Genomic DNA, 16,226 nt, shown 5'->3' on the forward strand with positions numbered 1-16,226 from the left:
ACAAGGTTTTCTCAGTATTATATCTGGATTTTCGGGGAAAATATGGGAAATCATCTCCCTTTATGTGCAAAAATTCTAACCTGTTTAACCTGTGGTGTCAACTCTCTTAATTTTGTCGGATAGTATATCGGTAAAAAGATACTGTTATTATTGGTCGTTTCTCCAAGTGTAATTGATACCCTAAAACTTCTGGAAAGCATGCCAAGATAAAAAGAGGAAAAGATAACTTGTTATTATTGACTTGCAAAGCAGCAATTGTACATTTTTTGGCAACAAAAAAATTCAGCATCATACTTTGAAAAGTGGCGATTCGTTTGTGGTAAGCAAACACACCACTTATTTTTCTTATAAAAGTCCATTAGAGCGCTCTACTTCATTGCCGCTAATTCTACTATTCCCAGCTTGCTCTCTATTTGGGTTGGCTGATTTTGAGCCAGACAGTCAGTAAAGTAACGTCTTGCTTTTTGTTTCTCGCCATTAGCAATATAGTGTAGCCCAGCGTAATAATAAAACTTTGCTAATGTTTGTTGCCCCATTTGTTCCTTACCACCAAGCGCCAAAAGAACATCTTGTTCGGTAATTTCACCGCGATAGAATTCGAGCATTTTCCATTCCAGGCGATTTTGGGCATGGATTTGTTTGCCGGTGGTGGCATTCCATAAACGAGTGTGGTTTTCCGTCGATGAAGTAAAATATTTGCCATCAGGGCTATATGACACAGCGTAGATGTAATTTGTATGGCCGGTCATTTTTTTGCTTACTTTGCCAGTAGATAGCTGCCATAACCGTAAGAAGTAATCATCTGCTGAAGTAAGTAGAGCTTTACCATGGGGAGCAAAAGCGACATAGACCCAATCTTTATGATCTGTAAATTTATGGATTTCTTTACCAGTTTTTGTATCCCAAATAATGGCAGTGCCATTTTCATCGCTAGAGGCCAGGAGTTTACCATCGGGGCTAAACGCTACGCTTATCACAGTTTTCTCATGAGAAAATTTATGGAGCAGTGTACCTTGGGTATTAAACACTTGCGCTGTATTATCTGCACTAGCTGAGGCAAAAATCTCTGCTGTCGGGCTAAAAGCCAGGGCCTTGATAGCATCCTGGTGTTTGTTTATACCAGCAATCTTTTTTCCGCTAGTGATCTCCCATAACTGTATTTTGCCATTACCATCGCCACTTGCCAGGTATTTGCCATTCTTTGAAAAAGCCACACGTTGTACCTGACTGTGTTTCCAGGAATGTGCTACTTTATTGGCAGAAGATAAATCGATTAATTTAATTTCACCGTTGTCAAAAGCTAATGCGAAAAGCTTATTGTCATTAGCAAAGGCAAAATGGTTGATTTTTTTAGACATAGATATTTCTTGGACTAAGTCACCGCTTTTTACATCGAAAAACATAATTTTCTGGTGATTGGCATCCATACCAGCAAGAATTTGACCATTGGGGCTAAAAATACCATCGCGTATTGGTAGAGTAGCGATATTTTTGTCTTCTTTGCATTCTTGGAGGATTTTATTATAGCGTTCTTGTTCCTTGCGGCGTTGGTAATGTGTAAGATGATGTAGGTATTTTTGGCTAACGGTTAGGGACTCTAGTTGCTGTGGGGTTAATCCTTGTAATAAGAGAGCGATATGCAGGTGAACTGCTGTGGATGAGATTTTTTGGCGCAGTTCTTCGGCTTTTTGTTTATTATTTTGCCAGGCATATAGTACCGCTGCTATTTGTATATCTTCGTTCTCTTGGGATTTTGCTAAAAGGTCTATGGCTTGTTTGGAAATAGTTTTGTTCTGTTGGTATTTTTGCTTAAGTTCACTTCCAAGATTACCAGCAAAATATGCCTCTACTTCACCTGGAGAATATTTCTCCAGTAATAGCTGTACTCGTTGAGAAGTATTTTGATTTGCTTTGGCTGCCAGTTCCTTTGCCTTTTGTTCATTTCCTAGCCAGGCATAGATAGCCGCTACAGTATTAAGTTCATCAGATTTTTGTGAACGTGATAGCAATAGTAGTTCTCTATTATTAATCTCACTTTTCTTTTCTTCGCTATAGATTTGCCATAATTTTGTATTAATACTACCATCAAGAAAGCTCTCTACCTCTTTGGGAGAAAAATGTTCTAAGAGCAATTGAACGTGTAACTGTGTCTTTTTTTCAGCACTTGCAGCAAACTTTTCTGCAAGTGCTTTGTTTCCCAGCCAGGCATAAATTACTGCTACAGTTTCCAAGTGATCTTTTTCGGTAGATGCTGCTAATATTTTTAATTCACGTTTATCAATAGAATCTATTTTCTCTTCCTGGTAAATATTTGATAATTTTTGATGGAATATTTTCACTACTGGTCGACCATCTTTAACTATTATTTCTACTTCTTGGGGAGAGAATCCTTTTAGCAATAGTTTTACCCTCATTTGTGTATTCTTAGAACCTTTTTTGGCATATTTTTTTGCTTCCAACTTCTTCTGTTGCAAAGTATAGATAACCGCTATAGTATCAATATAGTCTTTACGGGTGAAGTTGCTCAAGTATTCCAGGTCTTTTTGTTTTATATTAGAGATATTTTTATTTAGATATGCCTGCCATAGTTTTTGATTGATGCCATAGGCTTTTTCATCTGTCCAAGGATAATTCGTGTGGAAATATTCTTTGCTTTGCCATAGATATCTAGTTTCTTGTTTTTCTAATTTCATATTGTTATTTACATGAAAGAAAAATAACGATTCTGTAATTTCTTGGGGATTTTTTTCTAGAGCGATATTAAATAACCAGGTAGCAAATGATTTCTTGGGATGAAATGGCTTTTTATTTTGTTTCATCCACAATAAACGGTTTTTGGTAAAGCTTGTAATTTCTTTCCCTGTAGCTAAATCCCATAATCTCACTGTCTCGTCAAGTGATCCAGAAGCAAGAGTTTTTCCATCTGGACTAAATGCTACTGATTTGACATCATCAGCATGTCCAGTAATCTTAGTGATTTCTTTCTCTGTAGCTACATCCCATAATCTCACTGAGTAGTCTTTATGTTCATCATTGCTAAATTTAGAATTACCAGAGCAAGAAGCAAAAGTTTTTCCATCTGGACTAAATGCTACTGAATTGACACGAGAAGTATGTCCAGTAATCTTAGTGATTTCTTTCCCTGTAGCTACATCCCATAATCTCACTGTCTTGTCACCTGATCCAGAAGCCAGTGCTTTGCCATCGGGACTGAATGCTACTAACCATACAGAATAAGTATGCCCGGTAATTTTCGTTATTTGTTTACCTGTAGCTACATCCCATAATCTCACTGTCCTGTCAACAGATCCAGAAGCAAGAGTTTTTCCATCTGGACTGAATGCTACTGAATTGACACGAGAAGCATGTCCAGTCATTTTTGCTATTTCTTTACCGCTAGCAACATCCCATAACCGTACTGTTTTATCATCCGATCCAGAAGCAATAGTTCTACCATTGGGACTGAATACTACTGAATTTATACGATCAGTATGTCCAGTAATTTCTGTTATCTCTTTACCTGTATCAATATCCCATAATAGCACTGTTTTGTCTATAGATCCAGAAGTAAGAGTTTTACCATCGGGACTGAATGCTACTGAGTTGACATTAAAATGTTTAGTAATTTTTGTTATTAGTTTACCAGTAGCGACATCCCATAATCTCACTGTCCCCTCAACTGTTCCTCCAGAAGCGATTGTTTTTCCATCAGGGCTGAAGGCTACTGATTTTACAGGGCGAGTATGCCCAGTAATTTTTCTTATCTGTTTACCGCTGGTAACATCCCATAATCTCACTGTCTTGTCATCTGAGCCAGAAGCCAGTGTTTTACTATTGGGACTAAACGCTACTGAGTTTACACGATTAGTGTGTCCAGTAATTTTATGTATTTTTTTCCCTGTAGCTACATCCCATAATCTCACTGTCTTGTCATCTGAGCCAGAAGCCAGTGTTTTTCCATCTGGACTGAATGCTACTGATTTTACATGATTAGTGTGTCCAGTAATCTTAGTGATTTCTTTCCCTGTAGCAACATCCCATAATCTTACTGAGCCACCACCAGGTCCTCCCAAACCGGGTGTGTTGCAACCCCCAGATGCAGAAGCAAGAGTTTTGCCATCGGGGCTGAAGGCTACTGATAATACAGGATAAGTATGCGCGGTAATTGTAGTTATTTCTTTACCGCTGGTAACATCCCACAATCTCACTGTACAATCTTTATATTTCCGTGTTTGTATGTTGTAACCCCCAGATGCAGAAGCAAGAGTTTTGCCATCGGGACTGAATGCTACTGAGTTGACATCATTAGCATGTCCAGTAATTTTTGTTATTAGTTTACCAGTAGCGACATCCCATAATCTCACTGTGTTATCCTCAGAGCCAGAAGCCAGAGTTTTGCCATCGGGGCTGAAGGCTACTGATAAGACAGAATAAGTATGTCCAGTAATCTTATGTATTTCTTTCCCTGTAGCAACATCCCATAATCTCACTGTCGCGTCATCTGATCCAGAAGCAAGAATTTTTCCATCGGGGCTAAACGCTACTGAATTTACACGATTAGTGTGTCCAGTAATCTTATGTATTTCTTTCCCTGTAGCTACATCCCATAATCTCACTGTCGCGTCAGATCCAGAAGCAAGAATTTTTCCATCGGGGCTGAAGGCTACTGATAAGACAGAATAAGTATGTGCATGCACGGTAATTGTAGTTATTTCTTTCCCTGTAGCAACATCCCATAATCTCACTGTCTTGTCACCTGATCCAGAAGCCAGAGTTTTACCATTGGGACTAAACGCTACTGAATTTACACGATTAGTGTGTCCAGTAATTTTATGTATTTTTTTCCCTGTAGCTACATCCCATAATTTTACTGAGCCACCATCAGGTCCTCCCAAACCAAATATGTTTCCTGCACCAGAAGCAATAGTTTTGCCATCGGGGCTGAAGGCTACTGATAAGACAGAAGCAGTATGTTCGGTAATTGTAGTTATTTCTTTCCCTGTAGCAACATCCCATAATCTTACTGAGCCACCATCAGGTCCTCCCAAACCAAATATGTTTCCTGCACCAGAAGCAATAGTTTTGCCATCGGGGCTGAAGGCTACTGATAAGACAGAAGCAGTATGTTCGGTAATTGTAGTTATTTCTTTACCGCTGGTAACATCCCACAATCTCACTGTACAATCTTTATATTTCTTTGTTCGTATGTTGTAACCCCCAGATGCAGAAGCCAGAGTTTTGCCATCGGGGCTGAAGGCTACTGATAAGACAGAAGCAGTATGTTCGGTAATTGTAGTTATTTCTTTACCGCTGGTAACATCCCACAATCTCACTGTACAATCTTTATATTTCTCTGTTCGTATGTTGTAACTCCCAGATGCAGAAGCCAGTGTTTTGCCATCAGGACTGAATGCTACTGAGTTTACACGATCAGTATGTCCAGTAATCTTAGTGATTTCTTTCCCTGTAGCTACATCCCATAATCTCACTGTCTCGTCAAGTGATCCAGAAGCCAGTGTTTTACCATCAGGACTGAATGCTACTGACCATACAGAATAAGTATGCCCGGTAATTTTCGTTATTTGTTTACCTGTAGCTACATCCCATAATCTCACTGTCCTGTCAACAGATCCAGAAGCAAGAGTTTTTCCATCAGGACTGAATGCTACTGAGTTGACATAGGAAGTGTGCCCAGTAATCTTATGTATTTCTTTCCTTGTAACTATATCCCATAATACCACTGTTGTGTCATGTGATCCCGAAGAAGCAAGAGTTTTTCCATCTGGACTGAAGGCTAATGATCTTATACCTTTAGTATGCCCGGTAATTTTCGTTATTTCTTTCCCTGTAACTATATCCCATAATCTCACTGTCCTGTCAGATCCAGAAGCAAGAGTTTTTCCATCTGGACTGAATGCTACTGAGTTGACATCATTAGCATGTCCAGTAATTTTTGTTATTAGTTTACCAGTAGCGACATCCCATAATCTCACTGTCTCGTCAACTGATCCAGAAGCAAGAGTTTTTCCATCTGGACTGAATGCTACTGATCTGACCCAAGAAGTATGTCCAGTAATCTTAGTGATTTCTTTCCCTGTAGCTACATCCCATAATGCCACTGTTGTGTCATGTGATCCCGAAGCGAAAGTTTCTCCATCTGGACTAAATGCTACTGAATTGACAGAGTCAGTATGCCCGGTAATCTTATGTATTTCTTTCCCTGTAGCTACATCCCATAATCTCACTGTGTAGTCTTTATGTTCATCATTGCTAAAATTAGAATTACCAGAGCAAGAAGCAAAAGTTTTTCCATCTGGACTAAATGCTACTGAATTGACTTCGGAAGTATGTCCAGTAATCTTATGTATTTCTTTCCCTGTAGCTACATCCCATAATCTCACTGTTTTGTCACGTGATCCAGAAGCAAGAGTTTTTCCATCTGGACTAAATGCTACTGAATTGACTTCGGAAGTATGTCCAGTAATCTTATGTATTTCTTTCCCTGTAGCTACATCCCATAATCTCACTGTTTTGTCACGTGATCCAGAAGCAAGAGTTTTTCCATCTGGACTAAATGTTACTGAATTGACAGAATAAGTATGTCCAGTAATCTTATGTATTTCTTTCCCTGTAGCTACATCCCATAATCTCACTGTCTTGTCATCTGATCCAGAAGCAAGAGTTTTTCCATCTGGACTAAATGCTACTGAATTGACTTCGGAAGTATCTCCATATACAGGTGATCTCCAAATTTCTTTTCTTTGTAAAAACGCCAATCGCACAAAGCCCTTCGCTCTTTCCCTAAGAACACCAACGCCCTTTAAGTCTTTGATATAATGAAGAGCTTTTCCCGCATATGTGCCACATTCTCGATAAGCTTGTTCTTGTTTCATATAAGTCTTAGAATTTATCTCAACTTCATCTAGTGATTTCGGATAAACTTCATCAGCTTTTACCATCAAAATATTATAATTTTCTATTTTGTTCTTGTATTCCAATAACAATTTCCAGCCATCGTTATATAACCTATGGTAGTCTCTTTGGATATCTCCCCAATATTTCATTTGTATTTTAGGGTCACTGGCTAGCGGTTTTTCATTAAACAACAGCTTAAGTCGATTTTCTCTCTCTTGTACCAAAGGAGGCAATACCCCTTCGGGCAATTGAACTGCCTTATCCTTTTTCTTCTCCGGCCATTCTTTTTTCAGCATTCCCACATAAATCCCCATTTGTTTTACTGCATCAACTGTGGCATAAGGATGCAGATAGCCCAATATTAACGCAGTGTCTTCGCGAATTTCTCCATTTTTGCTTGCCTCTTTTAACTCAAATTCTAATAATTTTGTCAATGGCTCAATCACTTGTGAAAAATTACGTATATCCTTATCACCATACTCTCTGGCCATATGTAGCAAAAATTTTAATGCCGGCTTAAGCGAAAGCACAGGTTCATCCTTGTCGAGCATATGAATCATATGAGGAATGACATTTTGCACCAGCGGCGATTGAAGATCTTGTCTCTGGCTAAAGATAAATTTTTCCAGTGCTTCACAAGCCGAACGGCGTAAATCCGTATAATCTTTATCGGTTAAATATAAATTTGATAATAATTTAGGGTTAAGGACTTTGCGCGCAGCAGGGAAAAACATAAAGTCGCCATTGCCGTAAATGGCTTCATAACGCGGTGCCTGAGAAGCTCCGATACGTTTGTCATTAATCAAAGTATCGGTCATATGGTAGCCAAGCTGTGAGGTTAAAATTGTCCCATCAGCGCGCCCTACTAATCCATAGAGGGCTTTTAAAAATACTGCTGTAAAAGGAGAATGACCGCGACTATCTTTAAATTTCTGGGCATATACCGTCGATGCCTCATCCAATTTATCAGCCACTACTTCATCTTCCGCTCCGGCGGTAATCACCTGAAAAACTCGGCGATGAAATACCCTACCTAGATTATCGCCACCATGAGCAATAAAGGAATTCTTTGCTATCTCTGGAAATTGAGGTTGGTATTTGCCTTCCAATAACGAACCACTAAAGCAGCTGTCAAGTACCATCAATGTATGGCGAGCACCAAAGGATTCTAGTTTTTCAGCAATTTCCTTTAATGAAATCATGCTTTCTTCTACTGGTTTTCCCTCTGCATCGTTATGACTATCTGCAGCTACAATGTAGCCAGGAATACCATGACCAGCATAGTAAAAGAATAAAGCGTCTCCAGGTTTTACCTTTTTCTTTAGTTCTTTTAGACATTTCTCCAGCGTCTCTTTGGTAACTCTATTTGTAGTTCTATCAATTTTCCATTTCACATTTCCCTGTTTTACAGCAGGCTCTTTATCAACAAGCAAAACAATATTTTTAAACTGATAGCGCAAATCCAAAACCTCTGCCACTTCTGCTGCATCGAAATTAGGTCCTTTTAGATCTGTAAAGTGATCATATTCATCAATTCCAATAACCAGTGCATGGCATTTGTTATATTTCAAACCGGTAGAGAAGTCTCTACTCTGGCCAAGTATGCTTATTCCACCTAAGTTTACATTTGAGAAAGTAGCACGTTGTTTTTGCTTGGCGTTTTTACGTGTTTGTTTTATTGGAGAGTTATTTTCTATTGAAACTGATAAGCCAATGTCTCTGAGTGCCTTAGTTGCCGATAAAATTAATTCGTCATCATTTTTATCTACCGCTTCTTTCCATATTTTTTTTAGAATAACAAGGCTTGATTTTGCTTCCGTTCCGATTTTTTGTAACTCTTTTATCGCCTGTATTTTTTGTTTTCTATCCTGGCTTTGTAATTGATCTATCCATTTTTGGATAGTATTTTGTGAATCATTTTCAGCAACTGAAAACAAAACAAATATAAAAAAAACAATCGCAAATCTTTTCATTTCACAACTCCCAAGAAAAACAGCTCTCAATTTATCAAGAATATCCTACCAAAATATTCCAAAACGACGCAAGAGTTTGCTACTTAGAGATTACCTTTCTAAAAAAATAAGGGACTACAATACTAAATTGCAGCCCCTTGAGTAGTTCAAAGTAATATAGTTTTATTTCTTTAGATCACTTAACTCTGCTTGAGCCAGAAAATCTTCAATCGCTTTATTTTTGTGTTACCAAAACTACTTTTTATATTTATTTGCTCGATCAATGGCAATATTATTCCACCGTGGCACTAAAAAAACTTCCCTTTTTTGCATGGAAGCCCTTCTTGAGCAAAACAGAACCTTTGGTTTTAAATGAGACAACTTCATCTTCTCGAACACAAAATTTCCCACCAGCCTCGACACTTTCTACGGCAAAATATTCTGGTTTTTTCTTCTTAACATCTTCAAATAAAAAAACCTTGGCAATACTTGTTGTACCACGCCCACCGGCTAAAAACAGTGTTTTGAAATATCTAAAACATACTGTGGGTGTTGTTTCTTATATTTTTTCAAAACTCTTGATATTGCCATTTCCATGACCTCGCGCCAACTGGTATCATCTGCGTAAGCTCTTTTTTTTAGGCTCGCAAGGAAAGCATTGGTAAAAGCTCCACCGGTTACCGGGCCATACGAAAATTGTCCGGGTTCACAGCCTGTGGCAATGATCGTTCCTTCTGTTTCATAAAACAATTTGTGGTAATTTTTTCGAACATTCTCTTTCGATAAACTAAAAAATATTTCATCTTCTTTGGGATCTTGAAACGAATAGTTATTGCAGCAATCTGCGATAACTATAATAGAGAAAACATCTTTTTTTTCTAACAGCTCAACAATGTAAGATAGTCTTGGATAGTCTTTCCCTACAACTAATCTAGGTAACTTGTCAAGGGAACCCGCAAATGTTAATTTATCTGCGGCTCCTCCATGGCCAGAGTAGTAAAACAGAATGGTATCAGAGCCACTCGCTTCTAAGTTAGCAATAGAATCAAAGATAAAATCTTTTGTAAAGTTCTTCTTGATTCCCTCATAATACTCGCCTTTTTCTAATCCAGAATACTTAACGATTCTATCTCTTTCTTTCTTCATATTTTTTCTATCTTTTTCACAACCTTCTCCGATGCTTTCGTCTTCTACGTCTATGATAGAAATCATGTGTAATTTTTGAGCTGTAGTGTTTATCGAAAATAAAAACAATAACAAAAATAAAGATAAATACTTCATACGTTTCTCCAAAATATAGTCTTTAATACAAGGTAGCCATTGATATTAACAATTCATGGGCTTTTTATGTAACGTTCCTTAGGAGCATAAATTTTTTTGACTACCATAAATTTTGCCGTATACGGTATAGGTTGCATCCTTTTGTTTATTTTTAAGCCTAAACAATTTGCAAGTTAAAACTTGAGGATTTTTTTCTAAAGCCTCATCAATTGATCGTGGAAGTCTTCCTTCTCATGTTATCCATATTTTGTATCTGTATCCTACATGCTTTTTTCGCTGTGCTCTAACTACTTTTCAGTAAAAGTACTCCCGAAAATGAGAGTGGTTACGACTGTCAACTTTTCGCCTTTGATTGACAAAGATAACGGAATCTTGATTCTAGCACCTTTTCGCAAAAAATAAAAAATATAAAAGCTCTTTTCTTATTTTACTTAAAGATTTTATAATACCCACAAATTGGGTAGAATCGGATTTACTGGTTAGTGGGTGTATCTTGATATAGTTTATTCCTCATGTCATTCCCACAAAAGTCGGAATCTAGCATTTGAAAGTCAATTTTGTATTGCTGGATCCCCACAAATGCCTTTTTTTAAAGACTTTCAAACCATGACGACCAAAAACGTTAGAGTAGCAAATGTTTTGTAATGTTAGTATTATGAGGTGCCCCATGGATAACTTAGATGAAAAACTACGAAAATTAAAAAATCTATACAACCGTAAACTAATTGACGAGACACAATACAAGGAACAACAACAAATACTTATTTCCTCGTGGACGCAACCTCCCAAAATAACACAGACCGTTGCTACCCAAACAATAGGTGTTATGGATACCGTGTTAGACGATGAACCAACTTCCGATGAGAATGCAACAAACGTAGCACAAAAAGACACTTTTTCTCCAGGAGCGTTGAAGAAGCAAGAAATTTTAGCCAACACGCCTTCGCAAGTGCTAGATTACAAAAAACGTCCAACAGACAAAAAGTGTATGCAAATTTTAGCACCATCAAAGGTCGAAGTTTCAGATACCAAAAGCGACAAGGTTAAAAACGACGGAACGTATGTCAAACTTGAAATCATTCAGGGCAGCAAATTGGACCCCAATACTTTTTACGAACACGATACTTTAATGGTGGGTAGAGGTTCATCCACCAATTGCCGTGTTTTACAAGATCGCTATGCTTCTCGCATCCACTGTGTACTGGAAATGAATCCTCCCAAGTGCTTAATTAAGGATTTGGGAAGCCGCAACGGAACGTTTATCAATGGCCAAAAATACGGAAAAGGCGAAGGGGTTTTTTTAAAAGATGGCGATGTCTTAAAGGTTGGCCGTACAGTGTTAAAAGTAAAGATTCACACTGTGGATGTGGTAGATGAAAATTACAATGAGACTTTATTTGAGGATGATCGTCCTGAATATGAAAGATTAGAAAAGGTTTCAGAAGGTCCGTGGACTATATATAAAGCTCAAAATGTACAAACAAAAGAATACGCGCGTCTTAAAGTCATGGAGATCGACAATTCGTTTAGCAAATCGCGATTAAAAAGATTCTTTGAACAAATACAGTTTTTACATACCTTGGTGCATCCCAATATTTGTTTGTTTTACTCCGGCGATTGTAGTGGAAATGAATTATATCTCGCCACTGAATGGGTGGATGCAAAATCTATTTGGGATGAAGTTCGTTTGGTCGGTACTTTTTCGGAGCAGCGCGCGAAAAAGATTATTTTGCAATTGTTTAAGGCTTTAGAATATGCACATCAGCAAAAAATAGTACATCGTAAGATTCATCCCAAAAATATTTATATTACTCCTGATGATGTTGTGAAAATTGTTGATTTTGGGTTGGGAATGCATTTTGATATGGCGGGACTCTCTGGATTGTCTTTGTATGAAGAGGAGGAAGAAGACATTTTATTTACACCTCCTGAGCAAATCCAAGAATATCGTTTGGTAGACCCTCGTAGCGATCTATATTCTGCCGGGGCATTGTTTTTTTATATGCTGACGGGAAAACCTATTTTTGATGTCGCCAATAGCGACCTGATGTTTGCCATTTTAGATGAGAGAACGAAGCCTTGTTCTGTTAGTGAGTTTGTCCAGGTTTCTCATCAAGTGGAAAGTATCATTTCGCGCTGTTTGATACGGAATATGGAGCAAAGGTTTAAAAATGCGCAAGAGGTGGTACATATGTTAGAGAATTTATAAATCAAGAGACTCTGCCATTCTATTTAGTCTGTGTTTTACAGCAATTCTTTTACGTTATGACATCTAAAACTTTTTGTAATTCTTTCGCAAACTCATCACTACTTTGGTGGCGCTTTGCCGGGTCTCTTGAGAGTGCTTTGTGTATAGTCTTAGCCAGAGCATCTGGTATATTTTTTCGCAATTGTTGAATAGGAATAGGATCTTGGCTCATTACTTTATTCTTGATAACTACATCTATATCCTCTATATATTTATGTTTACATGGTTCATCATAAGGCGCTTTGTTAGCAACAGTGTGGTATAGAATAGCTCCTAATGAGTATATATCGGCCTGTTTAGATTTTTTATTTTGGCCTGTTATACATTCAGGCGCCTTGTATAACATTACTTTGTAATCTCGCGTGCTTCGTATTTCATCCATGCTTATCGCATATCGGCAAAAACTTTCTTGTTCCATCCGCACTTTTACTTTTACGATACCGGTTTGTTTCTCTATGAAAATATTAGAAGGTGCGAGATGGGCAGAATGGATTTTATGGCGATGCATACAACTCAACGCACTTGCAATACAAACAGCTATCTGTATACTATACTTCAATGGAATGACTCTGAGTTTTGCCATCAGCTGTTCCAAGCTCCAAGCATTGAAATACTCCATGACGAGATATACTTTTTGTTCACTTGTAGGCCACCCTTTTTGTTCACTTGTATGCCACCCAAAAATGTGTATGATATTTGGATGCACCAATGTTGTACGAATAGACTCTATGTTTGTCTTAAAACTGTTAAAGTTATCACGCGCTCTGGCTCTGGAGCCTCTTACTACCTCTTTATAATACCCTTTAGGTAAAGTTTTAAAGACTGCTTGAACGTTATAATCCAGATGTTGTGCTAAGTGCACTTTGTTGGGTATAATCTCTGCTTTGTAGACAAACTTATTAAAGTCAATGTTGATATTTGTAATTTTTATGTAGGTATTTATTGCTTTTTGCAGCGCATGAGCCATACAGCTGACATTTTTATAGCGTTTTTGTGGCTCTGGTGCCATTGCCTTTTTAACAATCTCGGTGAAAATATTTGCTTTATTGTTGAGAGTCAAAGGGTCTTGCTTGAGTTTCGCATCTAACATCTTGGATGTTCTCGTGATTTCTCCATATGGAGTTTGGCCGCTTAGAAGATGGTATAAAATAGCTCCCAGTGAATATATATCTGCTTGCGCACTTATTTTCTCACTATTCTGAATTAGTTCTGGTGCCATATAGTTATGTATTAAAGAAGCGAAGTTTGTTGTATATTTTCTGGAAGAAAAACCGAGCAGCTGTACTTTGCGACTTTGCTTGTCTATTAAAATTTTGGACGGTTGTAAACTGAGATGAAGAATTTTGTGCCCATGCATATATTCTAATGCGTAAATTAGTGCAAATACAATTTTCATACTACTTTTAATAGAGATATTGCGGGTCATTAGTGCTTGCAAACTTTGACCATCCGTATATTCCATAACCAAAAATAGTTTGGTATCATCAAAATTTCCCCACCCAAAAAATTCCACAGTATTAGGGGAATGTGCCATTGTTTTATATAATTTGACACCCCTTTTAAGCATTTCTAAACTTTTAAATATGTTTTTATCTAGCACTTTAATCACCACCTGTGAAGTCTTCATGAGTAGTTTGATTGTAGAACATCAGATACCAGATAGATCCTAAAATAGTTAATGTCAAAAAAGCACTAGGCATCCACAATGTTCGAAATTGTTTTTTAAATTCGGTCAGACTTAAAAATATTGACTGAAAATAATAAAAACCTATACGTCTATTCACTACGAATCTTTTTTATCTGAGCAATCCACTTCTGTAAAGTATTTTTATCTCCACCTAAGGAAATTGATTTTTCCCAATCCGCTATCGCTGCCGCGTAGTTTTTTAAGTCACAGTGTACAACACCGCGATTTGTATAACAAAAGGTATCTTTTGGATTGAGTTGCAAGGCTTTGTTATAGTCCTCAAGCGCCTTCTTATAGTTTCCCAATTTCTTATAAGCCAATCCACGACTGCCGTATGAAAAGGCATCCCGAGAGTTGAAATGGAGCGCTTTGTTGTAATCTTGGATGGCCAAGTCGTATTTTTGTTGTTTTATATACAGGTAACCTCTATTTGCATAGATGGAAGGATCATCGGGTTTGAGTTGCTCTGCTTTGTTATAGTCTTGTAATGCCAAAGCGTACTTTCCTTCTACATAGTATAAATTTCCGCGACTCACGTATAGAGTAACGTTTTTGGGATCTATTACAATCGCTTTTTGGTATTCTACATAAGCGAGATCGTACTCTCCTTTTTCATAATGAATATTCCCTATACTATTGTATACGTTGGAATCTTTTGGTTTTATGCGTACAACTTGATAGTAGTCCTTGAGTGCTAAATCGTATTTTCCTTGCGCATAGTATAAACTTCCGCGATTGTTGTATACCTTGTAGTTTCTCGGATCAAGCTGATTGGCCTTATTGTAGTTTTGTAGTGCCAGATCAAAGAGTTCTAGCGAGTAGTACAGCGAGCCAATGTTGTTGTATATAGAGCTATTTGGTTTTAAGGACGCTGCTTTGTTGTAGTCTTGGAGGGCTTCGTTTTTCATTCCTCGTTTTTTATGCAAGAACCCGCGATTCATATAAGCCGTTGCATTCTCCGGATCTTTTGCAATGGCTTTGCTATAAGTCTTTATCGCTAGGTCGTATTTGCCCTCCTCATAGTATTTGTAGCCTTGTTGATTATATTTTTTGGAAAGTTTTCTGGCGTTTTCTGTGGTGGACATCTCGGAAAATAAAAGAATCAAACCAAGTACCGTAAAAATGGTAATGCTCAGTAAAATTAGGTTACGGTTTGTTTTTTTGGCTTTGCGTTTTGACTTTTGTTCTACTGTTTTACGATAATCCTTACGTATAACAGTTGTTTTTTTACTTACCGTAGTTTTTTTTGTGCTTCGAGCGGGCAAGACAAAGTTTTTGCTTGAGAACAATGCCAGAAGTTCTGGTGAAGATTGTATGCGATCCTCTTGTTTTTTTTGCAAAGCCAATGACAAAACTTGGGCAATATAGGTGAATTTTTTTTCTTGTTTTGCGGCAAACAGAGGAGCTAGTTCAAGTGACAATACATTTTTCATCACCGCAGTAAAACCCTTCGCCATAAAAGGAGAATGCGGTAACCACGCAAAAAACTGGTAGAACACAATTCCAAGAGCGAAAACATCTGAGCTTGCTGTTACCTTTAAATGGGGCTCTATTTGTTCTGGGCTCATATAAGGAGGTGTTCCCAGTAAACTACGTGACTTGGTGATGGTAAGTAGTTCTTTATTGGTCGACTTTGCCAGCCCAAGATCTAAGATTTTGGGAGTCAGTTCCTTTCCGGTGAGCATAATATTTGACGGCTTTAGGTCACGATGAATGATACCTTCGCGATGTATGGCAACCAAAGCACTACAGATTTGTTTTACGATTTCCAATTGATGATCAAAGGATATGGATTGTGGGTAGTTGCGAATAAACTCATCAAGCGTAGTACCTTTAATGTATTCCATGACAATAAAATATTTGTTACCGATTTCGAAAGAATCTAGGCCACGTATCACATTGGGATGTTGGATTTTTCTCATGAAATAAAATTCACGTTTGACGCGCTTCACCAAGTTTTCTTGATCATGCTCTAGAATACACTCTTTAATAGCCACGAAGTTATTGATGTGTGTATCTTGCGCAAGGTACACAGCCCCCATACCGCCCTGCCCAAGTTTTTTTTGTATAATGTACCGTTTATTTAGTAATGTCATGAATTCTCCGTTGAAAATTTTCAGCCATTTTTTTTACTAGCTCCAAC

At 37.7% G+C, this 16,226-nt stretch carries 7 protein-coding genes; 2 read left to right on the plus strand and 5 right to left on the minus strand.

The features are described from left to right. Positions 1–241: 241 nt before the first annotated feature. On the plus strand, positions 242–448 hold the full coding sequence (locus tag UABAM_RS34265) for a hypothetical protein (protein WP_368239100.1): 207 nt from the start codon (positions 242–244) through the stop codon (positions 446–448). On the opposite strand, the gene UABAM_RS33810 is transcribed toward UABAM_RS34265, so the two are convergent. The 3 genes from UABAM_RS33810 to UABAM_RS23345 all read right to left on the minus strand — a co-directional run bounded on the left by UABAM_RS33810 (position 369) and on the right by UABAM_RS23345 (position 10,148). Next, positions 369–8,888, minus strand: coding sequence for a WD40 domain-containing protein (locus tag UABAM_RS33810; protein WP_151970407.1), 8,520 nt, complete (start codon positions 8,886–8,888; stop codon positions 369–371). The two genes, UABAM_RS34265 and UABAM_RS33810, sit on opposite strands and share 80 nt — an antisense overlap. Before the next feature lie 271 nt (positions 8,889–9,159). After that, the gene (locus tag UABAM_RS34270; RefSeq protein ID WP_390882105.1) at positions 9,160–9,387 is read right to left on the minus strand and encodes a 3-coathanger stack domain-containing protein; all 228 of its coding nucleotides are present in this window, start codon (positions 9,385–9,387) and stop codon (positions 9,160–9,162) included. Beyond that, positions 9,378–10,148 carry a caspase family protein gene (locus UABAM_RS23345; RefSeq protein ID WP_151970408.1) on the minus strand — a complete coding sequence of 257 codons (771 nt, stop codon included), beginning with the start codon at positions 10,146–10,148 and terminating at the stop codon, positions 9,378–9,380. The genes UABAM_RS34270 and UABAM_RS23345 overlap by 10 nt, the downstream gene beginning before the upstream one ends. A gap of 667 nt (positions 10,149–10,815) precedes the next feature. Between UABAM_RS23345 and UABAM_RS23350 the strand changes: the two genes are divergently transcribed. Then, a complete protein-coding gene (locus UABAM_RS23350; protein ID WP_173013523.1) occupies positions 10,816–12,357 on the plus strand; it encodes an FHA domain-containing serine/threonine-protein kinase in 1,542 nt (513 codons plus the stop codon). Between the two features lie 49 nt (positions 12,358–12,406). Here the strand turns inward: UABAM_RS23350 and UABAM_RS23355 are convergent, their stop codons facing one another. Together UABAM_RS23355 and UABAM_RS23360 are read right to left on the minus strand one after the other, a co-directional pair. Next, on the minus strand, positions 12,407–14,023 hold the full coding sequence (locus tag UABAM_RS23355) for a serine/threonine protein kinase (protein WP_151970410.1): 1,617 nt from the start codon (positions 14,021–14,023) through the stop codon (positions 12,407–12,409). Between the two features lie 149 nt (positions 14,024–14,172). Beyond that, a complete protein-coding gene (locus tag UABAM_RS23360; protein WP_151970411.1) occupies positions 14,173–16,179 on the minus strand; it encodes a serine/threonine-protein kinase in 2,007 nt (668 codons plus the stop codon). Positions 16,180–16,226: the final 47 nt, after the last annotated feature.

This window comes from Candidatus Uabimicrobium amorphum (genome assembly GCF_009002475.1).
Taxonomy (GTDB): Bacteria; Planctomycetota; Uabimicrobiia; order Uabimicrobiales; family Uabimicrobiaceae; genus Uabimicrobium; species Uabimicrobium amorphum.

What these genes read in the sequence shown, in the direction of transcription:
- UABAM_RS33810 (WP_151970407.1), bottom strand. Translation starts at nt 8,888, where the DNA reads ATGAAAAGATTTGCGATTGTTTTTTTTATATTTGTTTTGTTTTCAGTT.
- UABAM_RS23345 (WP_151970408.1), bottom strand. Translation starts at nt 10,148, where the DNA reads ATGAAGTATTTATCTTTATTTTTGTTATTGTTTTTATTTTCGATAAAC.
- UABAM_RS23350 (WP_173013523.1), top strand. Translation starts at nt 10,816, where the DNA reads ATGGATAACTTAGATGAAAAACTACGAAAATTAAAAAATCTATACAAC.
- UABAM_RS23355 (WP_151970410.1), bottom strand. Translation starts at nt 14,023, where the DNA reads ATGAAGACTTCACAGGTGGTGATTAAAGTGCTAGATAAAAACATATTT.
- UABAM_RS23360 (WP_151970411.1), bottom strand. Translation starts at nt 16,179, where the DNA reads ATGACATTACTAAATAAACGGTACATTATACAAAAAAAACTTGGGCAG.